A 24,168-nucleotide genomic window follows, 5' to 3' on the forward strand; every position below is an offset into this window, starting at 1 on the left:
AGTAGATACGCTTAAATCTTTTGTGCTTCTGTCCGAACTAAAGGGGTCACTTCACTGAGTTCGGGATAAGAATTGAGACAAGGGAGATAACGGTGTCCCTAATGTAGAAATCAACAATGCTCGGATGGATGTCTTTCTGCGCCCGATCGCAGCGAATGGGAGACTCTCTTATACAGTGACCCAGGTTGACTTTAATGAATGCAAACATTCAAGCAACGGGCGCTTGCAGCATTTTTGGAGTCGATATTTGTAACCCGCTATTTGGCTATAAAAATACGATCGTATCTCTGGTTGAAACTCAGGTCCGCACTCGTCTAAATGATCCAATGTTGCAAGGGCGAGTTTCTAACGCCGTACAAACTGTTTTAAATCAGTTTGGAATTCGCCAAATTACCAAAGTCTCGGTCAGTGGAGACGATCTGGTAATCAGACAACAGTAAAGGCAATTCGATGAGGGTACACAACTTAACTTAAATAGAGGCTCAAGGATCTTCCATCCTTGAGCCTCTATTTAAGTTAGCAATTGCAGCCTTTGTGTCCGCAGTCGCCGTGCCCATTGGGATGACCGTCAGCGCAAACTTGGCTGCAATAGTATTTGCCATCTTTCTCAGTAGCGCTATCGTCGGGGGTAACGATGCAAAGACAAGGTTCGCACGCGCATTTCATTTGAGTTGCAGTAACCATAATGTGACTCTTCTAGAGGTTAAATCCATCGTAACATGTGAACAGATGTTCAGATATAGAAGATTTGTGCAGTGGATCGCGTAGTTCTGCAAGCCCGCCATTCAAGCGATGAGAACGGGTACTGCCTCTAGGAATTGCTTTCGCCGTCAACTGAACGTCGTCAAAGTCAACTTCGATGCCTGGACCTTGCAACAAGTTGATTAGGCGAATTTCTAGAGGCTGACCTAACAATGAATTAGTTGCAGAGGAGACATAAGTTACTGTCGAGGTGCGAAACGTTCCTTCTGCGATCGATAGCGAATTGTTGTCTACTGCCAGAACTTGGCCACCTGCTAGCAACTCAATTCGGTAGCCAGGGAAGCCAGGGAAGGAAATTCCAGGAACCGGATCGTCACCCGTCGGATTGCCCACCTCAACTGAAAGGGTATAACGGGTATTAGCGGCGAGTCGCGCATCGAGGATTTGGCTCAAGCCAGCCTCTCCGCTCCCCGGTGCTTCTACTAAAAACCCATAGCCGACGTTGTTTCCTTCTGGAACGCCAGCGGGGTAATTATTCACAGATGGATTGAATGCACCTGTTGCAGAAGAGTCATCCGTTGTTACCGCAGGAATTAGTCCATCTGGGTTGTACACCTGCCAACCTGGAGGCGGAACAACAGTAAAGGTAAAGTTTTCTAGAACCGAGTCTTCAAATCCAGCATTCTGGATGGCAAGAGAGATTGGAGTACCCCGACCCCGACTAGCAGAGGGAGCAAGCTTGGTGAGTGTATCAACTTGTTGATCGAAGTTGATGGCGTAACCTGTACCTGTCTGAAGCTCTGTCAAGGTAAACTTTTTACCTTCCTTGAATTCATTTGCGATCGCAGTTACAGAACGGGCAAGTTCATCGCCTAAGGAGTCTAGCGACTTGAAGTTGCTGGCGTTAGTCAGCACGGGTGGAAAGGTAATGTCACCAAGGGCATCGCCTGAATCAAGGTGAGAGAAGACCACGCGCAAACCGTCCGCAGGTACGGGTTTACTCAAGTCGAAGAAGAGGCCGAATTGATTGTTATTCTCAGTCGCCTTGTTTTTAGAGTACTGCGGGCCAATTGAGGGGAAATTAGAATTCTGGTTGAGCGACAGGGAAAATACGTCGAGCAAACCATCAGATTCGGTAGTAAAGGTAGGTGAACCAGGGAGGCTGGCGACGGACGACTTTTTGTTCGGCATGTCTAAGGTTTTTCCATGTGTAGTTTTGGTCATCAGACGTTTCAGGGAACACCTTCCTGCTCAACACATTCGCTAGCATCGAATCTAATTTTCTAGGTCAATTTTTTCTAGAAAATCTTCAGCAGCACATTAGTAAAGAACGACAACGCTCGCTAACTTAAAACAGGACGCGTACTAGCTAAGCTAGTACGCCTAACCTGATAAAGTTTGCTTACTCTGATGCATCTGCTAAAAAATCTCTTTGAAGAGCAGATTTTGTTGATGCGTATTCCTGCTTTAGTAATAGATTTCCATGCCCGGAGGAGTACTTAAAAGCTAACATTTGAGCTTGTAAAAAAAAATACAGCTTCACAAAGGCCTTTTTAAGTGATCTTCCAGGGAAATCTGGCAGTTATTCAAACTTGCATAGCTCGCATCTTGACCCTAACACTGTGCACAGACGTATCTGAGCATGTACAAATGCTCACACTCTAAATCTGACCAATTGAACTGGATCATGATAGATTTGCTACAGCGCTATTCAATTTGGCGCTGCACTCTATCGATAATTTGTAAACTGCAGTGCAACCGGGAAATCTTCTTGCTTCATGCGTTGCATCACTGCTTGCAATTCATCCTTTGACTTTGCCGATACCCGAACGGCATCGCCCTGAATTGATCCTTGAATCTTTTTAAATTCGTCGCGAATGATTTTGGTAATCTGCTTTGCGATATCCTGGCCGATGCCTTTTTTGAGCTTAATTTCTTGCCGAACACGACTGCCGCTTGCCGATTCTACTTTGCCGTAGTCGAAGATTTTCAAAGACAAGTTGCGCTTTGAGGCTTTTAGCTGCAATAGGTTGTGGACTGCATCGAGCGTAAATTCACTATCGGTGTTGATGACGATCGCATCGTCGTTCAAATCAATCTCAGTATTGGTGTCTTTGAGATCATAGCGACTGCTCACGTCTCGCTTGGTCTGATCGACGGCGTTGACAAGTTCTTGACGGTCAAATTCACTGACGATATCAAATGAAAATGTAGAAGCCATAGAAAAAATAGGGGTTATTTAAAGGAACAGTTGTCTCCTACCTCATAGTGCTAGTGATGCTCGATCCAATCAAGGTAATGATGCAGGTTGAACCAAGGGCAAACATCAGCGATCGCAGCAGCGGAACATCCAGAATATAAAACACCGAGTAGAGGAAGCGAATCGGCACAAACGCGATCGCCGCCCAAGCGACTGTTGCTGAGTCCTGGTGTGTCACAAATGCCATTAATGCCGCAACACTAAACAGGGAAAACGCTTCCAATGAATTTTGGTGCGCCCAAGTTGCGCGTTTGCCATACTCAGGGAGTTTATCGAGCGTTGCCCGAGGAGACGACCTCATGTCTCGATTGTAGCCAACCTGCACGCGGGCAACCCCCACAAGAGCAAATGGAAGATACACGAGAACGGCAGTCGCTGCGATCGCGATTAGCAAAATGGTCGGCACAGAGAATCCGAACAGTGTCATGTCCTAATCAAAATAGAATATTGTCACAATTTTGCGCTGGTCTTCGGCATCGCGGCAAGTCCGCAGAAGAGTATGGCTGTCATGAAACGCAAAGCTAATGAGTTGCTGACAGCGAGACACAATCTCTTGATTGCAAAGAGCACTGGCTTCGGCTAGAGAAAGACTGTTGTTCTCTGGCGATTCGACCAAATGCATCACACTTTCTAACTGCTCACGCGATTCGCGAGGTTGGCGCTCCATACTCTGCGGCAGAATCACCGTCAGCATACTTGGATCAGCCCGTAAAGCACCACGAATTGCAGCAAAATTGGTTCCGGTTGACCCTGAAGTAATGATTCGATTGCCTTCTAGAACCAGTGCATAACTCATCAACTCAATTAGAGTTTGATGGGTGATAGGAACGTGGCGTGACCCTAATAGAGCGATCCGCTTAGAACCCGTTTGCTGAATCGTGGCGAGTTCTTGTAAAAAATCATCGACTTGAGGGAGATCGATCGACTGACTCAAGAGACGTGCTTTATATTAACAACGCCGTAATTGTATCAGACGCTCTTGACCTGCGGGTGATTGTAATCAGTTGAAGAATTTTATCGTATCCAGCAACGACGCTGCGATCGCCTCTCAGGAACGGCAATGCGATCGTCACTTAGCTCAGTGCTAAGTTTAATTAGTCAGTCGCTCTGCTAGTGAATTGTGAGACTGACGCAGATTGTAAGCTCGCCTCCGTGACCACAAACAACAGGCGACTATATTCACTTATTGACATATTCAAATTGGTGAATATACTTTAGGTAATGCGATCCGTTGCATCGCTAGTCATACTTCTAAACCAGAAGTAAACGGCTTGCGGCAGATGTTGCACTAGATTTCGTAAGTTTGAATACAGACTGATTAGGAAGAAATGTATGGTTATTGCAACACGACCTAAAGATTGGGTAGGGTCAGTTTTACATACCGCTAACGGTTTTGCTCCAACAGCTTTAGCAGTTCTGTCTGGCACGATTCCTACAGGGTTAAGAGGATCGCTTTACCGAAACGGGCCAGCGCGATTAGAGCGGGGCAATACGCGGGTTTCTCATTGGTTTGATGGGGATGGCGCTGTGCTAGGAGTTCATTTCACCGATGCAGGCGCAACGGGAGTGTATCGCTATGTGCAGGGCAAAGAATTTCAGGAAGAAGAACAGGCGGGACACTTTCTCTATGGTGGGTATGGAATGCTCCCCCCTGGAGGAATTTGGAATCGGTTTACGAAGGGGACAAAAAACGCAGGCAACACTTCAGTCCTTGCGTTTGACGATCGCGTGTTGGCATTGTGGGAGGGCGGACATCCCTATGCTTTAAATCCAGAGACGTTGGACACTGAAGGTCAGACGGATTTAAACGGTTTACCGCCTTTGATGCCATTTTCGGCTCATCCAAAGCGAGATGATAGAACTGGCGAGGTTTACAACTTTGGGGTGAGCTTTGGTAAGAACGCCATGCTTAACCTCTATCGCCTTGATGCGATGGGCAATTTAAAGCAGCGAAATCAAGTGCCGCTCGATGGCTTGCCACTGATTCATGATTTCGTTATGGCAGGACAATATCTGCTATTTTTCGTCTCGCCTGTTCGATTAAATCCTCTGCCGGTCTTATCTCGCCTCAAAGGGTTTGGAGAATCGTTTGAGTGGAAGCCTGAAAAGGGAACACAAATTCTAGTGATTGATCGGAATTCGCTAGAGGTGGTCAGTCGAGGGGAAACAGAACCTTGGTATCAATGGCATTTTGGCAACGGTGCAGTTGATAGAGACGGTCATGCTGTTGTGGATGTGGTGCGCTATGAAGACTTCAACACCAATCAGCTTTTGAAAGAAGTTGCTACAGGTCATGCAACGACAAAAGCAAGTTCTTCTTTATGGCAAATTCGATTAGATCCGAAATCAGGAACCGTTTTTGGGATGGATCGGATGTTGAATCGTGACTGTGAGTTTCCAGTTGTGAAACAAGCAGATGTGGGGCAATCGTGGCGATACACTTACCTTTCAGTTTACCGTCCTGGTCATGAGAGTCCCGGTGTGTTTGGAGCGATCGCACGCTTCGATCAGCAAACGGGCGATCTGATGCAAGCAAACTTAGGCGAAGACCGCTATGCAATGGAGCCGATTTACGCGCCTGATGCTCAAAATCTGGATCAAGGTTGGATCGTGACGGTTGTATATGACGGTAATACCGATACCAGTGAAGTTTGGGTGTTTGATAGCGATCGCTTAGATGATGAACCAGTTTGCCGTTTAGCATTACCGGAAGTGATTCCACTTGGATTTCACGGTACATGGAAACCCGCTTGAGTGTTGGCTTAATTAGGCGTCGTTCAACTATGAGAGGGAATTAAGAAGCGGGAATTACTTACTTCAATGGGAAGCGAGTTGAGTTAGGCAGCGAATCGAGTAACGGACATAACAGATATGTAAATGGGTGATTCATCTGTTCATTCGCTACATCTGTTACAAAATCCGCTGCCACTATCCTTCAAAGCCTCACTCAACCCCAAAGAACGGCTCAATCTCCTAAATAGATTCCGAGTCCGCGTGCAGTTTGAACGGCAGCACTGCCTGGATCAACAGTGCAATACTGTGCGATCGCATCCGCAATCGGAACATCAATCACGCGACGATCGCGCCATGCCACCATGCGATCGTATTTTTCTTGAGCAATCAAATCGACTGCTGCCACGCCAAACATGGAGCCGAGCAGTCGATCCAAGGGCGAAGGCGTGCCGCCGCGCTGAATGTGCCCCAGCACAGTAACGCGAGTTTCTACACCGCTACAGGCAGAGATTCGACTGGCAAGATATTGCCCAATTCCGCCGTAGCGCGATTCTCCAGAGGGATCGGTTGAACTGACGGTCTTGCCCTCTTCGGTGCGCACCGCTTCCGACACGACGATCAGCGAATAGTTTTTGCCTTGGTCTTGGCGTTCTTTGAGCTTGTGACAGAGATTCGCGATTGTATAGGGAATTTCTGGAATCAAAATCACATCTGCACCCCCTGCAATGCCTGCGCTAATGGCAATGTGTCCGGCATCGCGTCCCATGACTTCGAGAATCATGGCGCGAGAATGGCTTGCGGCTGTGAAATGCAATCGATCGACGGCTTCTGTGGCAATGTTGACAGCCGTATCAAAGCCGATCGAGCATTCGGTGATGCCAACATCGTTATCGATCGTTTTAGGAATCGTGACTAAATTCATTCCGCCCTGCTGTGCCAGCTTTCTGAGAATCGCCATGCTGCCATCGCCGCCGATGCCAATCATGGCGTCTAAGCCCAGCATATGGTAGCCGTCGATGATCTCGGAGGAGCGATCGAGGAGTTCTCCGTCAGGCATTGGAAACGCAAACGGATTGCCCTTATTGGTTGTGCCAAGAAACGTTCCGCCTGCGGTAAGAATGCGATCGACGCGATCAATATCTAACGCCACAATGTCAGGGGGGCGCTCCATTAAGCCATTGGTGGCTCGACAAATTCCTAAGACCTTCCAGCCATACGTTCCGATCGCTCGAAAGACGACCGCTCGAATGACTGCATTTAAGCCTGAACAATCTCCGCCGCTGGTCAAGATGCCAATCCGCTTTGTCCCGTCCATGTCGATTACACTGAATAAGTTGTAATGGCTAACAGCTAATCGCACTTTGAGAAAGCTTTGAGAAAGAGTAATGAAAACTACAGAATTGATTTAGAGCTGTTAGAAAAGGATGACATGACAGAGAACGAAACAACAGATGGCTGGGTGAGTTCTATTCCACTCGCGCCGGAGGGATTTAAATCAGGGTTCGTCGGCATTATTGGTCGCCCAAACGTGGGCAAGTCTACGCTGATGAATTATTTGGTCGGACAGAAAGTTGCGATTACCTCTCCCGTGGCGCAAACGACTCGCAACCGCTTGCGAGGCATTCTGACCACGCCAGAAGCACAGATTATTTTTGTTGATACGCCCGGAATTCATAAACCCCACCATCAGTTGGGCGAAGTCTTGGTCAAGAATGCGAGGAGCGCGATCGCATCGGTGGATATCGTGCTTTTTTTGGTCGATTGCTCGGTCGAGCTGGGGGGCGGCGATCGCTTCATCGTCAATCTGCTCACTGATGTCAAAAGCCCAGTGATTCTCGGACTCAACAAAGCCGACCAGCAAGGGCATCCCTCGCTCGATCAAGACTACATTGACTTGGCAGCATCTCAAGGTTGGACGGTTGCTAAATTCTCGGCGCTCACTGGTGAAGGAGTCGAGCCACTCCAAGCTACTTTGATTGAGAACCTAGAACCCGGACCCTATTACTACCCGCCTGATCTCGTCACCGATCAGCCCGAACGTTTTATCATGGGCGAACTGATTCGCGAGCAAATTCTGCTGCACACTCGCGAAGAAGTGCCGCATTCTGTTGCGATCGCGATCGAGCGTGTTCAGGAAGAACCCCATATCACTCGCGTCTCTGCGGCCATTAATGTCGAGCGTTCCTCTCAGAAAGGCATTTTGATTGGCAAAGGAGGAACGATGTTAAAAACTGTCGGGTCTGCGGCTCGTGAACAAATCCAAAAACTGATCGAGGGTAAAGTGCATCTAGAACTATTTGTGAAGGTGCAACCGAAATGGCGTCAGTCTCGCACGCGCCTTGCCGAATTCGGCTACCGCGTTGAAGAGTAGCTCACTATAGGGCATCTGGATCGATTCTCTTTGTCGTAGTCGTTCTACTTACATCCTGTCGAAAATAGGTATTTTTTGCACTCGGCAAGAACTGTGAACTTCAGAAAATGAATGGATCAATCCATCTCAAACGCAGATTTGAGATGGATTGATGTGTAGCAGTTTGTAACAGAAACTCAACTTAAATGAAGCACATTTACCTGGTTTTACAAACTGGTTTTACTAGAGCCAGATAGTTAGCGCTTTATTGATCCTTTTATATTAAGTTTCGATTCATTTTTCAGCTTTAGATCCTAAGAAATTTGGAAATAGTTCCTAACTCTTGAAAATCGTTCTAGGATGCGAGTATTGTCCCTATTGATCTGTGAATTGCTGCAAAAAATTTGACGAGTAATATTTCGTTGATGAAGTTTATTGGTCAGCACTCCAGTACACCAAGATCCATTATCAGGAGAAGTTCATGACGATCGCGCTGGATCAGCAAACGCATAGTGAGCATCCTTCAATTGACCCTTCAAAACCTTGTCGGAAAATTGGCATTCCTAAAGAGATTGCAACCAACGAATGTCGAGTCGCAGCAACGCCCGATACCGCAAAGATTCTTCAAAAATATGGGTTTGAAGTATGGGTTGAATCTGGAGCAGGAGATGCCGCTAATTTTTCTGATCAGGCTTTTGAAGAAGCTGGCTGTCATATTGTTTCTGATCCCCAAACGCTGTGGGCAGAATCAGATTTAATCCTCAAAGTTCGTCCTCCCGCTTGGCATTCTGGTGTGAACAAGCACGAAACAGAATTGCTGCGAGAAAACGGGACATTAATTAGTTTTATTTGGGCTGCCCAAAATGCTGAACTGGTGCAGCAACTTGCGACCCGTAAGGCAACCGTCTTAGCGATGGATGCGGTGCCGCGCATTAGTCGGGCGCAAAAATTGGATGCTCTTAGTTCAATGGCAAATATTGCAGGCTACCGTGCTGTAATTGAAGCCGCAGAGCATTTCGGACGCTTCTTTACAGGGCAGATTACCGCTGCCGGAAAAGTACCGCCTGCAAAAGTGCTGATTATTGGCGCAGGTGTGGCAGGATTAGCTGCGATCGGAACCGCGAGAGGATTGGGTGCGATCGTTAGAGCCTTCGATACCCGTCCGGTGGTGAAAGAGCAGGTTCAAAGCATGGGCGCAGAGTTTCTAGAGCTTCAGTTTGAGGAAGACGGCTCTGGGGAAGGGGGTTATGCCAAAACCATGAGTCCCGAATTTATCAAAGCTGAGATGGAACTGTTTGCGGATCAAGCAAAAGACGTAGACATCATCATTACCACGGCGCTGATTCCGGGCAAAAAAGCTCCGACGTTGATCACGAGAGAAATGGTCGAGAGCATGAAAGACGGCTCTGTGATCGTTGATATGGCGGCAGAGCAGGGCGGGAACTGCGAAGTGACCAAGCCTAATGAAATCTATAAGTATCAAGGCGTCACGATTATTGGATTAACCGATCTGCCAAGCCGAATGGCGTCGCAGTCGAGTCAGCTTTATGGCAAAAACCTATGTCACTTGTTGGATGACATGGGCAGAAACGAAAACTACCGGGTTGATCTGGCAGACGAGGTGATTCGAGGTGCGTTGGTGGTGCATCAGGGCGAAGTGATGCCGCCGCCGCCAAGACCTTCCGCCCCGCCTGCACCCAAACCCGCTACCATCTCATCTCAGGTCGAAACGCCGCAAGTGAGTCGGCAGACACCTCAGTGGATCTGGGCAGTTCTGATTGGGGCGGTGTTAGTCGGAATCGGCGCGATCGCACCTCCTTCATTCCTGTCTCACTTCACCGTCTTTGTTCTCGCCTGCTTTATTGGCTGGCAGGTGATTTGGAACGTTAAACCCGCTCTCCACACGCCATTGATGAGTGTCACGAACGCCATTAGCGGCATCATCATCATCGGGGGAATGCTGCAAATTTCAGGCGCGCTCACGTCAGCGACAACAATTTTAGGCGCGATCGCAATTCTGGTTGGAACCATCAATATCGTGGGTGGTTTCTTGGTCACACAACGAATGCTCAAAATGTTCCAGAAATAGGGAGAGGACAATGACCGATAGTATTTCTAACGTCGCTTACATTGCGGCGAGTGCCCTCTTCATCATGAGTTTGGGCGGCTTGTCAAATCAAGAAACGGCCAAGAAAGGCAACATTTACGGCATTGCTGGAATGGTCGTTGCCTTCATCGCGACGATTATTAGAAGTGATGTCACGGGCTATGGAATTCTCGCCACAGCAATTCTTCCGGGTGCGATCGTCGGTGCGATTCTTGCCGCACGCGTTGCAATGACCGAAATGCCAGAACTGGTGGCAATGCTACATAGTTTCGTCGGACTGGCGGCAGTTCTGGTGGGCATTGCTAATTACCTCAGCCCGCAATCCTTGACCGGAGCGGAAGCCACAATTCACGAAGTTGAAATTTTTGTAGGGGTCTTCATTGGCGCGGTCACGTTTACCGGATCAATCATTGCCTTTGGAAAACTGCGCGGATTGATTAGCAGTAAGCCGCTCACATTGCCTGCTCGACACCTTCTTAACATTGGCATGTTAATCGCTTGTGTTTGGCTGGGGCAGCAGTTTTTAGGAGAAGGAATCCTATCTGGACTGCAAGCATTAGTAATCATGAGCGCGATCGCAGGGGTGCTAGGACTCCATCTCGTCTTGGGAATTGGCGGCGCAGATATGCCTGTTGTCATTTCGATGCTTAACAGCTATTCGGGCTGGGCCGCTGCCGCCGCTGGCTTTATGCTCTCTAACGATCTGTTGATCATTACGGGTGCGTTAGTGGGCAGCAGTGGTGCGATTCTGAGCTACATCATGTGCAAAGCGATGAATCGATCGTTTATCAGTGTCATTCTCGGCGGCTTTGGCACCGGTGGATCGAGCACTACAGAGGCGATCGCAGGCGAAGCAAAATCGATTTCTGTAGACGAAACGATCGAGGCGCTAGAAAACGCGAATAGCGTCATCATCGTTCCCGGTTATGGAATGGCCGTGGCACAAGCGCAGCATCCGATTTCTGAAATTACAAAACGATTGCGCGATCGCGGCGTCAATGTCCGCTTTGGCATTCACCCTGTCGCAGGTCGTTTGCCAGGTCATATGAACGTCCTGCTTGCTGAAGCGAATGTGCCGTACGACATCGTGCTGGAAATGGAAGAAATCAACGATGATTTTCCTCAAACCGATGTGGTGTTGGTGATTGGAGCCAACGATACGGTGAATCCGAGTGCGATGGAACCTGGCAGCGCGATCGCTGGAATGCCCGTTCTCGAAGTGTGGAAAGCCAAGCAAGTCATCGTGCTGAAGCGCAGTATGGCCAGCGGCTATGCAGGCGTTGAGAACCCGCTTTTCTACAAAGAAAACACTCGTATGCTTTTTGGTGATGCAAAGAAAAACGCAGATGCTGTTCTGAGTCAGTTAGGCGTTTTAGAACTTGCCAAATAACCTGTTGCGCTCAAGGAGAGGCAACCGCAAAGGCAAATAAGCTTTTGTGTTTCTGTCCGTTAGTCATGGTTGAACGCCTGTTTTAGATGAACTCTAAATAGGCGTTTTTTTAGTGTCTAATCAAATAAAATAAATTCGATTTGTCCGTTATGCAAAGATCTTCGATTTCTAACCCTACCTAGCGGATAATGACCAAAAACATCCTGTCGCAAGGCAGGTATTCTACAGTGTGAGGACATGACCCATCATCAAATGACTCATCAAGATCCTGTCGGTCAGCCTTCAAGTCATCTAACTGCGATTGGCTTTGCCAAGCTCCAAAGAATCGCAGCTCAATTTGCTTCTGGAGCCGCTATTACTACTGTGCAAGCGTTTGGCAGCGGCAATATTAACGATACATTTTTGGTAACGGTTAAGAATATCAGTCAACCCCGCTTTGTGCTGCAACGCATCAATACTCATGTCTTTCGTCAACCCCAACTGGTCATGCAGAACATGAGCATTTTCACTTGCCATGTCCGCGATCGTTTGCAGCGTTCTCCGCTGGCGCGTCGTTGGGAAGTGCCACGGGTGCTGTTGACTCATGAAGGATGCGATCACTGGATTGACGCTGATGGAGCAGTTTGGCGAGCGATTAGTTTTATTGAAGGATCAGAGTCATTTGACGCAATGCATGACGTGGATCATGCAAAAGAAGTCGGCTATGCCTTGGGCATGTTTCACAGCTTGATCAGCGACCTGCCGCCCGATCAATTAGCCGACACGTTAGAAGGCTTTCACATCACGCCGCGCTATCTTCAGCAGTACCATCAGGTGTTAGCGACAACAACGGTGAACCTATCTCCAGAAGTGACGTACGGGTTGCAGTTTGTGCGCGATCGCGCGGAGTGGTGTTCGGTTCTTGAGCACGCTAAAGCGGTTGGCAAACTGCCGCTTCGACTGATGCACGGAGATCCAAAGGTGAACAATGTTATGTTTGATTGCTCAACTGGAAAAGCCGTTAGCGTCATCGATCTCGATACTGTCAAACCGGGATTAGTGCATTATGACATTGGCGATTGCCTGCGATCGGGTTGCAATCCGATCGGCGAAGAAACGGAGCAGTGGGAGACGGTTTACTTCGAGCCTGACCTCTGCCAAGGTATTTTACAAGGCTATCTTTCGGTGGCAAAAGCCTTTTTGACCAATCACGATTACGATTATCTATTTGATGCAATTCGACTCATTGCGTTTGAGCTAGGACTAAGATTTTTGACCGATCATTTAGCGGGCAACGTCTATTTCAAGGTCAAGCATCGAGATCACAATTTGATGCGAGCCTTGGTTCAGTTTCAACTAACTCAGAGTATTGAATCTCAAGAAACAGTGATTCGCTCTCTCATTGCGGAGATGCGATGAACGAGTTTTTACTGAAGCCTTTTTCACCTAGCGTTGATTTAACCATTACAGGCAGCATTGAACGTCACAGTGCTAACCTCATGATTCGTTATGATCTACATGGTGATCTAACGGCAGTTGTGATTCCAAGTCCTACTCTGGCTGTGCGTCAGCATGACCTTTGGAAGACGACGTGTTTCGAGTTCTTTCTGGGTCTCAAGAATTCCAAGCAGTATTGGGAATTCAACCTCTCCCCTGCCGGACATTGGAATGTTTACCGATTTGATGGCTATCGGCAAGGAATGCAAGAGGAACTCGCGATCGCAGCGCTTCCGGTGGAGGTGCAGCAGACCTCTACCACGCTAATGCTGACGATCGCGCTGAATTTGGAGCAGCTTGAGTTAGCTGAGCAAAGTTTGGACGTTGCGATCGCATCTGTAGTTGAATCCAAGAGCGGTGAGATCACTTACTGGGCACTAACCCATCCTGAACTGGAAGCCGATTTTCACCGCAGAGATAGCTTTCTCATTCAGTTGTGAACCCAAATATTCTCATAGGTGGACATAAAAACGGCCAATGTCAGATTTCAGAGTTCTTCAAGATCTGAGGATCGATGCCACTGTTGCGTAATTAACTTTAGCTGTCCATTTATTCATCCAACACTAATTCCCACTCTGCCGCCTCAGCGTTCCAAGCTGGGCCATCAGTTTCACCCACCACAAACGGACCCCAATACCGTTGCGATCCATCTTGAGCAAAGGCAACGATCACATCCCCTTTCTTCAGCTTAATCTCGCGATTGGGTAACGAAACGAGCAATCCTTCTGTACTTCCTTCTCCTGGCGCAAAATCCCAATGGGCAGGAGTCGCAAATCCGGTCGATGCCCCTTTACTTGCTTCTTTTTGGCGAGAACGCAATGCTACTCTGAGCGGGTGATCTGAGCGGTTGCGAATTCGCAATTTACCTTGGCGAGCGGCAGCTTCTGCGGGATCAGGCTTAGCCGCCGTCGTCACCTTAGAATTTGCAGGAGCACGGGTGGCTGGCGCGTCTGAAGGTTGAGTTTTGATCACCGGAACTCGATCCGATTCAGGCGGTAAAAACTCAATACCAATCTGAAATCGTTGGAGGAGGAGCCACCCAGGGATGAGTAAGACCGCCGCCGCGATCGCGGCCTTGAGCGCAGGGTGCAGTTTGTTATTTATCGGTTTCATCAGACCCCGCAACCTTTGATCAATCGTTGTACTTTAGTGATAACAAGCTTTAAGGCGATTGTGGGAAGATTTTTTGAGTAGATTTTTGAGTACAGTAGTTGTAAGTTGCCTCTAACCGCCATGCAGAACACTCGCCTTAATACGTTGGTACAAACGACGACGAGACAAGCTGATCAACTGTTTCGCAATCCGTGGCGGCGCATCTCGCTGTTAGTGATTGGTCTGCTCCTCGGTTTTTTTGTCGGCAATGTGATGTCTACGACCGCTGGACAGCGCTCAGAGTTAGATGTAGTGGCAGCGCTGCTGATCGTGGCAGCGACCGAAGTCATCAGTCGCATCTTCTATGGCAGCCGTGGGCGATTTGGGCGATCGCTGGCTGCCGAATTCTTAAACGTTCTAAAAATTGGTGTAACTTACAGTTTGTTTTTAGAAGCGTTCAAACTAGGAAGCTAGGGGCGGCTATCTGTCCGTCCGTCCTTCGGTAACACACTTTAAGTGGCAAGCTGACCATCACCGCCTTCTAAGATAGTTCCGTCTAGATTCGTGTCTTGCAAATTTGCACCGCTCATCGTGGCTCGAATTAATTCGGCTTCACTTAGGTTGGCTTGATGCAAGTCAGCTACCGTCAGATCTGATCCGCTCAAATCAGCGGCTTCTAAATTCGCGCCGCTTAGATCGGCCTGAACCAGTTCAGCTTGTGACAGCGCTGCCTGAGACAAATTAGTCACTTTAAGATCGGCTTGACTTAAATTGGCTCGCTCTAAAATTGCTCCCTCTAGCACAGCTCCATCCAGCACAGCATTACTTAAATCTGCGCCGCTGAGGTCGGCTCCACTCAAGTCTGCTTCAGCCAGATCAGCGCCACTGAGATCGGCCCCGCTGAGGTTAGCACGTTTCAAATTTGCTCTGTTTAGCGAGGCAGCGCTCAAAACGGCTCCGCTTAAATCCACCCCCTCTAACTGAGACTCGTTTAGGCTAATTGCACTGAACTCACGCTCACCTGCTTCGTACCGACGGACTAGTTCTTCCGCATTCATATCTTCCGCATTCATAATTAATTCATTGTTAACAACGTGTGACCCGTGATTCTAGCGGTATGGCGGACGATTTCTAGCTTTTAGAATAAGTCAAACTGTGACTTTAAGTGCCCATCTACAGACACACAAGCCTCATCAAATCATAAAAATAGCCCTGATCTAATCAGGGCTGCAAGTTATTGTGTAAATCTAACTAGCGGGCAAGTCTACTTGCTATGCTGTTGAATCCATAGCCTCAGTTCCGCTTCAGAGTCTGCACAAACTTCTCGCCCAGTGCGAGGATCAATGGTATACCACCAGCGATCACTGCCATTCTCAAATCGATGGATAGGCTGAGCAGAACGATTGAAAAAAGATTGGATCAGCGCTTGCCAAGTCACAGTCGCTCTCTGCGTAGCGATGGGAGCCGTCACTTCTGCCTTCTCTCGTTCCAGTAGCTTAATCAGTTGAACATTATTCGCAGCTTTGGCCGCTTCCAGGCGATGCGCTAGGGAAGTCAAAATGTTATTTAGATGCTGATCGAACGTGTAGGAATAAGATGTGTTTGCCATGACAGTCTGGTTTTGCAAGCGGTATTGCTGAGAGAGAAACTATTTCGCCTCTATAATCATATTATATTCTGTAGCGAGAACTACAAAAATCTCCCTTTTTACAGAAGGAAGCCGTTAATCTGCTCACCCCATTGGCTTACTCCCACGCTTGCAGTTGCTCTAGCCAGGTTTGCATCAGCGTCGTTACTTGCCCACGACGAGTTTCAAAGTTTGCGGCAATCCATATCAAGACAATGCCAATGCACAAGCCAATCACCCACTTGAGGAGTGAATAAGTAGTTGCTAAAACAACGAGTTGATACAAGACATTAAGGCAAAAAACGATTGTTCCCACATATAAAAATGCTCGGATTTTTAATCCTAACCCGGCAAAAATTACAATCAAACTAACTAGGCCTGGTAGAATGCCGTAGTTATTTTGAGTGAGCAATGCAGTAATGCAAATTAAGCTCGTTCCGCACAGCCTAACGTAGTGCTTTGAGGATTGGGCTTGAGCCAGCTTAAGCGATGGCTCAACGGCTGCAAAGTATAGAATTGACGACCCGACTGGCAACACTTGCCAAAATAAAATGTTTAAATTGAGTTGATCAAGCTGCTTGAATACAACCCAGTTCAGCAAAGCAATGCTGAGATAAGTCCAGCGAATTTCTCGACGAATAGAAGCGATCAAGCTGTAGAAAACAGCCAAAATAATCAGACTTAACCCATGAACGATCGCAGCGGTTCCAGCTAAAGCTAACAGTGGAACAACGATCGATACCCGTTGCCAAGGTCGACGCATCCAGCCTAGCCGTTCCCACGGCAGGACAAATATTACGAAGGCAGCGGTCGCGGCGATCGCTGCTGCATATGGACGCAGTTGGGCAAAAACTCCGCTAAACCATGGTTTTGTACTGAGATACCAAACCAAAGCCGCCGCTTCTAGAAGCCCTGCGTAAAGCCAAACTTCTGCGCTTCGTAGGTTTGGATGGCGACGCGACTGAAAAATGGCATACAGCGACAAGCCAACTCCAGTGATAAATCCGACCAAGGCTAATGTTCCGGGAGCAGAAATCAGTAGAGTTAAACTTGCTGCAACGCTTAGAACAACGCTACTGATTGCCCAATGTCCATGAGCAACAGATTTAATTTCTACTGCACTGAGATGTAGATAATTTAGTTTTTCGATTAATAGATAGCGATAGACTAGCGTTAACACAGTGCCTAATGCCGCGATCGCCATTAACTGATTGCTAAGCGACTCGTTGCGAAGAGGGTATAGCACTAATTCGCTCAGTCCGATTGACAGTCCAAACAGTCCTAAAAATGTGAGCGATCTGAACGCGGATCGCTGCCGTCCGACACCGATGAAGATCAACGCAACACCAAGAGAAATACAACCTGTCCAAGCTTCAAAGGTCCCCAGGCGAAGCGCGATCGCACTGATTCCATAGGCCAATGGCAAGCCATACCATCCTCCAAATATCGAGTCTGAAGGAGTCCGTCGGTGTCGAATTTCATCTGCAAACTGCGTGGCTAACCCCAATCCTACATTTGCGACGCTAAGCCAAATGATGGAAGGTTCTCCCCACGCCAAACTGTGAGCAACCAACAGTTCGATTCCAAGTCCTAACCCGATCACCGCACTCATGGAAGCCGTTCTCCAAGCCCATGCTGCTAAAACACCTGTTGTTAGCGCGATCGCAGCCAGCCCTGTCAATGTTGGAGACTGCACATCGGCGTATTCTATCAACACTTGGAAACCAGAACCGAATAAGACGATCGCACTTAGCCCTGCAGCCCAACGGTTCGCCGCATGAACAAAAAGCGCAATTAAGCGAGACGGCTGTGCCGTTTCACCTTGAGATAATCGTGTCTGCCCCCAACGTGTGCCCAGCCATAGCAGCAAAAGTACCATTGCGCCCACTAGCAGCCACACATCAATCTGACGCATTCCAGGCAACTGATGCCACAACCCCCAGCCCAAAGCTGTCAACCCGTATCCAATCGTGAGATTTGCAAATAGCGGGTGCGGCAGTAAGCGAGTGTTGCCGACCATCAGTACGGTGGCACACACCAATCCTAGTAATCCAGTTTCGGGGCGGTTGAGCGTCAGTAGTTGCGCCATGCCAAGCGCGATCGCGCTCAGTTGAGCCGCGATTTGCTGTTGCTCGGGTCGCCTGGCTGCAATCAGCGTTAATGCGAGTGGAACTGCAAGCCAACTACTAGCGATCGGTGGCGCGGAGCCAAGGGAGTCAACCCACAGAACATAGGATAAACCTGCAAATCCTAACCCAATATGCCACGCGCTACGCTGCCAAATTGATCGCGACCCAATCGCGCTGATCATCCATTGCGCGATCGCAATACTCAAAAACAGAAACGCCCACGTTGAACTGTTGAGCGCCGGAAAGCGGTATTGAATGGCTGAAATTATTGTTGCTAATCCGCCTAAATGAGTTGCATAAACTAGAGATACAATATCTTGCTGCCGTGAGCGGCGTTGGCGTAGCAACCAGGCTAATGTAGCGGTAGATGCAAAGAGATTGAGCGTTCGAGTCGCAGGCGCGATCGCGCTGATCGCAAACAGCAACACGCCAAAGCCTAGCGCAATACCTTCTGAAAAGTTCGCTAACTGTGGTTGCCGTCGTCGTTGCAACCATAGTGAAAACGCCAGAATGACGATCAAGTATGGAAATAAAGCAATTCCCAATAGCGCAATTTGGGTTGATTCGGTATCTGTAATGCGGGTGGTAGCATCAACGATTTGGGTTTGAAGCGAGGCAGGAATGAGTCTCCAAACCAGCCAAAGCATTTGTAACCCAATTGCTAATAATAAGGCCACATCAAACCGTCGCCAAAATCGTTGCAACGCTTGGTAGCCCACGAAAATTGCGATGCAACTTGCGGCTAAGGCTTGCCACGGAACCGAGCCGACAGACACAAGCCAGCCTAGAAATAGCAACGCACCGCTTAATCTCCATCCCGTTGATCCGGTTCGACGGTGGGCAAGTTTAGACACTCCGCCACCGCAAAGCGCGATCGCAAGCCCCAACTGCGCAATATCAACATTGGTCACAAAAACGGCTCGTAAAAATAGTAATGCGATCGCACTTCCTAAAAGCGCAAATCGAGACAACGCCAGAATCGGAGCGATGATCAGAAGCAGCGATCCTAGATAAATAGCGATCGGCGGAATCACCGGAACCGACCAGCCTAACTGAAGATAACTCAAGCCTAAATAACTTAAGACGAATCGAGAATTAAAATTTGAGGACGCTTTTAACAACAAGACTGCGATCGCACTTAAAATGATTGCGGCAACGGTAGCTATGCCGATGGATTGAACCTGAGGAAACTGTAAAAGAAATCGATCGATCGCCCAAAAATTAACTGGAATCAGCAGTAATGTTAGCGTTTGTAATGTTGTTGCCGTCAGCCTTAAATTGGGCTGGCGATTCGCCCAAAACGAAGCACCCCAAAAGCTGAGCGTGTAGCCTAACAGCACGAGATACTGTCCGGTTGGTGAAACAGCCTGCCACTGACTTGCTGCCAGCACTGCCGAAGAAACCACCACCAAAAACACACCCAACACCAGTAACCAAACAACACTGAGTTCCTGTTGCAGCGATCGCAGAATTCGAGTAATCACATTCTCTGAAGGCGCTACTCGTTCGGGGCGCTCGGCCCTGGTGGCAGTCACAAAATCAGGAGTGGCAGTCACAAAATCAGGAGACGAGGAACGCCCCAGCTCTGCGATCGGACGAGGGGTAGGAGACTCTACAGCTTCAGGCAGTACGCAGGTTAGATGCTGACGGCTTAACTGCTCGATTTGCTGCTGACTCAGCAAGCCAAGCTCCAGCAACACGTCAAGCCCGCGCAGCAAATTAGGATGATCAGCATCAAGTTTTAGGGTGAAGCGGTCTGGTGAATTCATCCCAGCCTCCAGGTAGTTATTCTACCGACCAGTAAAGATAGGTTTTACTTTACTCGCGCTTGTGATCTAAACAATGCTGAAATCACCCATTTCTTGGATTGTCACAACAACTGTCACATTTCTTAGCGCTGCGATCGCGTTTCGGACTTTCAGAATGGTGGGAGGTTGTTCACTCCTTCTTTAGAAGAATGACAGAACACGCCAAATTCCGGTAATAGAAAGATGAAAAGATTGATGAGAGCTATGCAGCATATTCTGTTTGTTGAACTGTTAGGCGGCATTGGTGACGTGCTAATTGCGTTGCCTGCCATCCAGGCGTTAGCGCACGCTCACCCTCAAGCAAGTGTCACCGTTCTTACCTTTGCGCCAGGAGGACAACTGCTCGAAACCGATCCACTCATTGATCGAATCATTTATGCCGAAAAGGGTAAGGCGGATCACACAGTCCAGCAGCTATTGAATGCTCAACCATTCGATTTAATTGTTTCTGACACCAACTACGATCGCATTGATAAAATCATTCAAACTAGCAATGCTAGACAAGTTGTTACAAATTTATGGCGCTCTCCACCTCCAGATCAGTTTGTGAGTGATCGCTTTCTAGAAATCCTCCTCGCTGAAAAACTCATCACACCAGAATCAATCAAATCGCCAACGCTACATCCAACGCTAGAAGAAATTCAACTTGCTCAAGCAAAATTAGACAACCTAAAGTTAGACAAACCAAACCGCCCGATCGTTGTTCTCTGTCCTGATGCCGGAATGCAGATCAAGCGTTGGTCAGAGCAGAATTTCGTCCGGTTGGGGCAAGTGTTGCAGGAGAAATATGAGGCGTCAATTGTCGTTCTGGTTGGGTCGGACGCAGAACAAGCTACCCGCATTGTGGAGAGCATTGGTGAGCGATCTCGACTTTGGCAACCGGGCAGCCTGCGATCGCTGGCTGCTATGCTTTCTCAAACGGATATCATGATCGCCCCCGATACAGGCCCCGCCCGAATTGCTGCTGCTGTCAATGTTCCAACAATTACGCTATTTGGCCCGTCTTGGCATCAACGCTATGGACAGCCCGTTCCTCACATCAACTTACAAGGCTATTCAAACTGTTCAGAACGACGTATTGAGAATTTCACTGTGCAGCAGTGTTGGTATGGCGGTGAGTGCCCGTTTGAGTGGGATACTTGCGTCAATGAAATCTCAGTGGAATCAGTAGTGTCAACTGTTCATAAAATTATTGACAAAATTGTGAAAGCAAAACGCAATTGAGATCAATCTGTCACTACACGTTTTTCAACACAACTCTATTTCTTGCCTTTGCCTTTTCCATTACCTTTGTTTTCCTTGTCCTGTCCTTTTCCACCTTTATCTTCCTTGTCCTGTCCTCTGTTTTTTCCATTACCTCTGCCCTCCTTAGGCGGCTTTTCTCGCACCACTTGTGGTTCTGCCTGAGGAACGGCTTGTGATGGAATCTCCGTTGGTTGGCTGGGTAAGGGCACAGGAACCGTTTGAATGGCAGACGGAGCCGGTGCAAGTGATGGAGAAGGAATGGCAGACGGCGTGCGAACGGGTGCAGATGATGGAGAGACAGGCGATGGAGGAACAGGAGAAGCTGGGACAGGAGAAGCTGGGACAGAAGAGGGAGGGACAGAAGAGGCTGGAGTAGGCGTAATCAGCTCCACAGGGGTTGGAGATGCAGCCGTTATTGGTTTGGGCAATGGTGAAGAAGAGACGGATGGATTAGGTGAAGGAGAAGCGACACGAGTGGATTCTATCGGGGTGGGCGGCTGTGATTCTTTAGGCTGTGGTTCTTTAAGTGATGCTGAGCCGATGGCGATCGCACCTAGAGTTGCACCCGTTACACCTGCGATCGCGCCTAGCCGTCGAGTGTTGCGTCTGCTCAACCAACCCTCAGAAGTCGAATTGCCTCCCATTCTCTCTGAAGCAGCAGGCGCAGTGATGGGTTGCGTTGTTGCCATTCCTGCGATCGGCGCCCAGAGGATGGTTTCATCTTGAGCACCAGGCAAGAGGTCTAGCCACTCGTTCACATCGGCAGGACGATCGTGCGCCTCTAACGCCATGCCTTGCATCACTGCTTGATCTACCGCTTCACTCAATTCTGGACGCAACTGCCTTGGAGACAGCATCGGCTGGTTCTCCCTTGAAAGTACCTCGGTTGCATTGGTAACGGAGGCTGTGATTTGCTGGTTGCGGGCTTCAATCTGGCAGCGCAAAATGGAAGCCATTGGAGTGTGTGCTGTCAGCAGCGCATAGAGGGTTGCTGACAGAGCGTAAATATCAGTAGCGGGTGTGCGCTTGGCTTGAGGCAGATATTGTTCAACGGGTGCATAGCCCGATGAAATCATGCTGGTATGAGTTTGGACAATATCGGCAGCAAACTCTCTGGCGATGCCGAAATCGATGAGTACAACCGTTTGAGTCCCTTGGCGCAAAATAATGTTTTGTGGCTTGATGTCGCGATGAAGCAATCCATGATGGTGAACTACCTGCAACGCTGATCCAATCTGGCGAATGTAATGAATTGCGATCGCTTCTGGTAAAGGATTGTTTGGTAACACCACCTGATCCAGCGTTTGCCCTGGTATGTAATCCATGACAATGTAGGCTTGCTCATGTTCGATGAAAAAGTCACTAATTCGGACGATGTTGGGATGGGTACACAACGCCAACCGCCGTGCTTCATCCTGAAACTTTTGCTGTGAGTCTGGAAACGTGGAGGTGTTTCGCAAAGCTTCGTTTAGAGTCTTGATGACAAAGGTTTGGTTCAGGTAGGAGTGGGTTGCTAGATAGGTGACACCAAAGCCTCCTCGCCCTAACTCTTCACCCAAGATATATTTTCCATCTTGAAGGGTTTTGCCAGTCCACGTGTCCATTGGTATCACAGAATGAATGCTTGCTCTTGCCTTGGTAGATGCTTTTTCTGTAGATGCTTTTTCTGGTGAAACTAAATTTAAATTGCGCAACCTTGATTCTAAGAGTTTAACGAATTAGGCTCACCAGACGCGATCGTTGCTAAGTTTCATACCCGTAATTCCATTGCACAAATCATCCGTAACCCGTTGGTGTTGCAAAAACCATTATCCCAATTTTGGGTGGCAACCCCGTCACGACAGCATTATCCGCGACACAAAATTCTTAGACCGTCTCTGTATTCACATCCAAAACAATTCAGCAAAATGGCAAACCGCGGCGTCTTCTAGAAAATTCTGATGCTTTACCATAAACATAAGCTTATCGGTCAGACATCATGGCAAAGCACAAAAAAGGCAAACCAGAATGGATCAAAGAAACCCTTGACCTCAAAGACGATCATCGCTGGCAATCAAAGCCCGGTTATAAAATCTTTGTTGCCGATCGCGGAGCCGTTCGCTTTGATGTGCCTCAAAATTGGTTCTTTGAACCCGACACGAAATCCTTTCGATTCTTAGACGTTGAGCCGCCTGACGATAACTGTCGCCTGGAAGTCTCGTTCAATCGGTTGCCGCAAGCCGATTGGAGTATGTTTCCCCTCAAGCACATGCTGAAGCAAGTTCTGGCTGACGAACAGCGGGATGTGATTTCGACAGGCGAAATCTTCACTGAAAAACGGCAAACGGCTCGACTGGTCTGGGCTGAGATCAAGTTTCTGGACGACCAAGAGCAGCGAGAGGCCTATTCTCGAATCTGCATCGGATTAGGCTCAAACGTTCAGTGCTTAATCACGTTTGACTATTGGGTAGACGACGCTGAAAAACTGACTCCCGTTTGGGATGAAGTGCTGCGATCGCTGGTTCTTGGTCTTTACATTCGCGATCCCATGACCGGATTTGCTTTTCCCGATTAATCCTACCGTCTCAACTTATGGTGTCTATATGCTCATTACTGATCGAGTCGCGCCGCCCATCGGCGAAAAACGGGTTACGGTTCGGAATTTAGACTGGCAAGCCTATCAGCAACTGCGATCGCTGTTAGAGCATCGCACCCACGCTCGCCTGACCTACGATCGCGGAACTCTAGAAATTACGATGCCTCTTGAAGAACACGAATTTGCTTCAGAAATGATTGCCTTGTTTGTCCGAGTCCTCGTGACGGAGATGGGCTTAAAACTCAAGTCAATGGGATCGACAACGCTAGACAGGGAAGATCTTAAGAGGGGAGCAGAACCTGACAAAGGGTTCTACATTCAAAATCAGCAAGTTGTTGCAGGTAGAACGGTTGATTTAGCGACTGATCCAGCCCCAGATTTAATTGTTGAAGTCGATATTACCAACACAGACATCGATAAGAATGAACTTTATGCCAACCTGGGAATTCCTGAATTCTGGCGATTTAATGGTCGCGAATGGCAAATTTATCAGCTTCAAGGAAAAAAATATGTGGAGCGCGATCGCACACCAACGTTTCCAATTGTCGAGAAAACAGACCTCTATCACTTCCTAGAAGCCTGTCAGCAAGACGAAATTGCAGCAGAATCTAATTTCCGAGCTTGGGTTAGACAGAAACTCGCTCAGTCGTAAACCCATCCCTGAAGCAAGTTAA

The 24,168-nt window shown here is 48.3% G+C and carries 22 protein-coding genes; 11 read left to right on the top strand and 11 right to left on the bottom strand.

All coding sequences use genetic code 11. The annotated features are described in order from the left end of the window. The first annotated feature begins 194 nt into the window (after positions 1–194). Entirely contained in the window at positions 195–440 is a 246-nt protein-coding gene (locus AC5JLB_RS30540) for a hypothetical protein (RefSeq protein WP_495877582.1), read from the top strand. A gap of 76 nt (positions 441–516) precedes the next feature. Here AC5JLB_RS30540 and AC5JLB_RS30545 read toward each other — a convergent pair whose 3' ends face one another. The 5 genes from AC5JLB_RS30545 to AC5JLB_RS30565 form a co-directional block, all read right to left on the bottom strand. Further along, positions 517–684: a metallothionein gene (locus AC5JLB_RS30545; protein WP_495877583.1), complete on the bottom strand. Its 168-nt coding sequence runs from the start codon at positions 682–684 to the stop codon at positions 517–519. Between the two features lie 12 nt (positions 685–696). Continuing rightward, positions 697–1,926 carry a hypothetical protein gene (locus AC5JLB_RS30550; protein WP_495877584.1) on the bottom strand — a complete coding sequence of 410 codons (1,230 nt, stop codon included), beginning with the start codon at positions 1,924–1,926 and terminating at the stop codon, positions 697–699. 505 nt (positions 1,927–2,431) lie between these two features. Next, positions 2,432–2,923, bottom strand: a complete 492-nt coding sequence (locus AC5JLB_RS30555; RefSeq protein WP_495877585.1) for a YajQ family cyclic di-GMP-binding protein — start codon at positions 2,921–2,923, stop codon at positions 2,432–2,434. A gap of 37 nt (positions 2,924–2,960) precedes the next feature. Next, positions 2,961–3,389 carry an MAPEG family protein gene (locus AC5JLB_RS30560; protein ID WP_495877586.1) on the bottom strand — a complete coding sequence of 143 codons (429 nt, stop codon included), beginning with the start codon at positions 3,387–3,389 and terminating at the stop codon, positions 2,961–2,963. Positions 3,390–3,392: 3 nt separating this feature from the next. Further along, positions 3,393–3,896 (bottom strand): DNA recombination-mediator protein A, encoded by a 504-nt coding sequence (locus tag AC5JLB_RS30565; protein ID WP_495692525.1) that lies wholly within the window; start codon positions 3,894–3,896, stop codon positions 3,393–3,395. A gap of 398 nt (positions 3,897–4,294) precedes the next feature. On the opposite strand from AC5JLB_RS30565, the gene AC5JLB_RS30570 reads away from it, so the two are divergent. Further along, positions 4,295–5,716 carry a carotenoid oxygenase family protein gene (locus AC5JLB_RS30570; protein WP_495877587.1) on the top strand — a complete coding sequence of 474 codons (1,422 nt, stop codon included), beginning with the start codon at positions 4,295–4,297 and terminating at the stop codon, positions 5,714–5,716. A gap of 211 nt (positions 5,717–5,927) precedes the next feature. Here AC5JLB_RS30570 and AC5JLB_RS30575 read toward each other — a convergent pair whose 3' ends face one another. Further along, positions 5,928–7,010, bottom strand: a complete 1,083-nt coding sequence (locus tag AC5JLB_RS30575; RefSeq protein ID WP_495877588.1) for an ATP-dependent 6-phosphofructokinase — start codon at positions 7,008–7,010, stop codon at positions 5,928–5,930. Positions 7,011–7,124: 114 nt separating this feature from the next. Here AC5JLB_RS30575 and era point away from each other — a divergent pair, with 114 nt between their 5' ends. The 5 genes from era to AC5JLB_RS30600 all read left to right on the top strand — a co-directional run bounded on the left by era (position 7,125) and on the right by AC5JLB_RS30600 (position 13,458). Further along, on the top strand, positions 7,125–8,066 hold the full coding sequence (era, locus tag AC5JLB_RS30580; RefSeq protein WP_495877589.1) for a GTPase Era: 942 nt from the start codon (positions 7,125–7,127) through the stop codon (positions 8,064–8,066). 460 nt (positions 8,067–8,526) lie between these two features. Further along, positions 8,527–10,134 carry a Re/Si-specific NAD(P)(+) transhydrogenase subunit alpha gene (pntA, locus tag AC5JLB_RS30585; RefSeq protein WP_495877590.1) on the top strand — a complete coding sequence of 536 codons (1,608 nt, stop codon included), beginning with the start codon at positions 8,527–8,529 and terminating at the stop codon, positions 10,132–10,134. 10 nt (positions 10,135–10,144) lie between these two features. Beyond that, positions 10,145–11,542 carry a Re/Si-specific NAD(P)(+) transhydrogenase subunit beta gene (pntB, locus tag AC5JLB_RS30590; protein ID WP_495877591.1) on the top strand — a complete coding sequence of 466 codons (1,398 nt, stop codon included), beginning with the start codon at positions 10,145–10,147 and terminating at the stop codon, positions 11,540–11,542. 252 nt (positions 11,543–11,794) lie between these two features. Further along, positions 11,795–12,940 (top strand): phosphotransferase enzyme family protein, encoded by a 1,146-nt coding sequence (locus AC5JLB_RS30595; RefSeq protein WP_495877592.1) that lies wholly within the window; start codon positions 11,795–11,797, stop codon positions 12,938–12,940. Next, on the top strand, positions 12,937–13,458 hold the full coding sequence (locus AC5JLB_RS30600; RefSeq protein ID WP_495877593.1) for a DOMON-like domain-containing protein: 522 nt from the start codon (positions 12,937–12,939) through the stop codon (positions 13,456–13,458). The genes AC5JLB_RS30595 and AC5JLB_RS30600 overlap by 4 nt, the downstream gene beginning before the upstream one ends. 109 nt (positions 13,459–13,567) lie before the next feature. Here AC5JLB_RS30600 and AC5JLB_RS30605 read toward each other — a convergent pair whose 3' ends face one another. Continuing rightward, on the bottom strand, positions 13,568–14,131 hold the full coding sequence (locus AC5JLB_RS30605; RefSeq protein ID WP_495877594.1) for a hypothetical protein: 564 nt from the start codon (positions 14,129–14,131) through the stop codon (positions 13,568–13,570). A gap of 120 nt (positions 14,132–14,251) precedes the next feature. Here AC5JLB_RS30605 and AC5JLB_RS30610 point away from each other — a divergent pair, with 120 nt between their 5' ends. Beyond that, positions 14,252–14,584 carry a DUF565 domain-containing protein gene (locus AC5JLB_RS30610; RefSeq protein ID WP_495877595.1) on the top strand — a complete coding sequence of 111 codons (333 nt, stop codon included), beginning with the start codon at positions 14,252–14,254 and terminating at the stop codon, positions 14,582–14,584. A gap of 38 nt (positions 14,585–14,622) precedes the next feature. Here the strand turns inward: AC5JLB_RS30610 and AC5JLB_RS30615 are convergent, their stop codons facing one another. The 3 genes from AC5JLB_RS30615 to AC5JLB_RS30625 form a co-directional block, all read right to left on the bottom strand. Continuing rightward, positions 14,623–15,183 carry a pentapeptide repeat-containing protein gene (locus AC5JLB_RS30615; RefSeq protein WP_495877596.1) on the bottom strand — a complete coding sequence of 187 codons (561 nt, stop codon included), beginning with the start codon at positions 15,181–15,183 and terminating at the stop codon, positions 14,623–14,625. A gap of 191 nt (positions 15,184–15,374) precedes the next feature. Next, entirely contained in the window at positions 15,375–15,719 is a 345-nt protein-coding gene (locus tag AC5JLB_RS30620; RefSeq protein WP_495877597.1) for a hypothetical protein, read from the bottom strand. Positions 15,720–15,855: 136 nt separating this feature from the next. Beyond that, complete coding sequence (locus tag AC5JLB_RS30625) at positions 15,856–19,635, bottom strand: DUF2339 domain-containing protein (protein ID WP_495877598.1); 3,780 nt, start codon at positions 19,633–19,635, stop codon at positions 15,856–15,858. Between the two features lie 243 nt (positions 19,636–19,878). Here AC5JLB_RS30625 and AC5JLB_RS30630 point away from each other — a divergent pair, with 243 nt between their 5' ends. Further along, positions 19,879–20,898: a glycosyltransferase family 9 protein gene (locus AC5JLB_RS30630; protein WP_495877599.1), complete on the top strand. Its 1,020-nt coding sequence runs from the start codon at positions 19,879–19,881 to the stop codon at positions 20,896–20,898. A 35-nt stretch (positions 20,899–20,933) separates the two neighbouring features. On the opposite strand, the gene AC5JLB_RS30635 is transcribed toward AC5JLB_RS30630, so the two are convergent. Continuing rightward, complete coding sequence (locus AC5JLB_RS30635; protein WP_495877600.1) at positions 20,934–22,523, bottom strand: serine/threonine protein kinase; 1,590 nt, start codon at positions 22,521–22,523, stop codon at positions 20,934–20,936. A gap of 374 nt (positions 22,524–22,897) precedes the next feature. Here AC5JLB_RS30635 and AC5JLB_RS30640 point away from each other — a divergent pair, with 374 nt between their 5' ends. Then, a complete protein-coding gene (locus AC5JLB_RS30640; protein WP_495877601.1) occupies positions 22,898–23,473 on the top strand; it encodes an Alr1449 family protein in 576 nt (191 codons plus the stop codon). Positions 23,474–23,501: 28 nt separating this feature from the next. After that, the gene (locus AC5JLB_RS30645) at positions 23,502–24,146 is read left to right on the top strand and encodes a Uma2 family endonuclease (protein WP_495877602.1); all 645 of its coding nucleotides are present in this window, start codon (positions 23,502–23,504) and stop codon (positions 24,144–24,146) included. Positions 24,147–24,168: the final 22 nt, after the last annotated feature.

This window comes from Myxacorys chilensis (assembly GCF_059505265.1).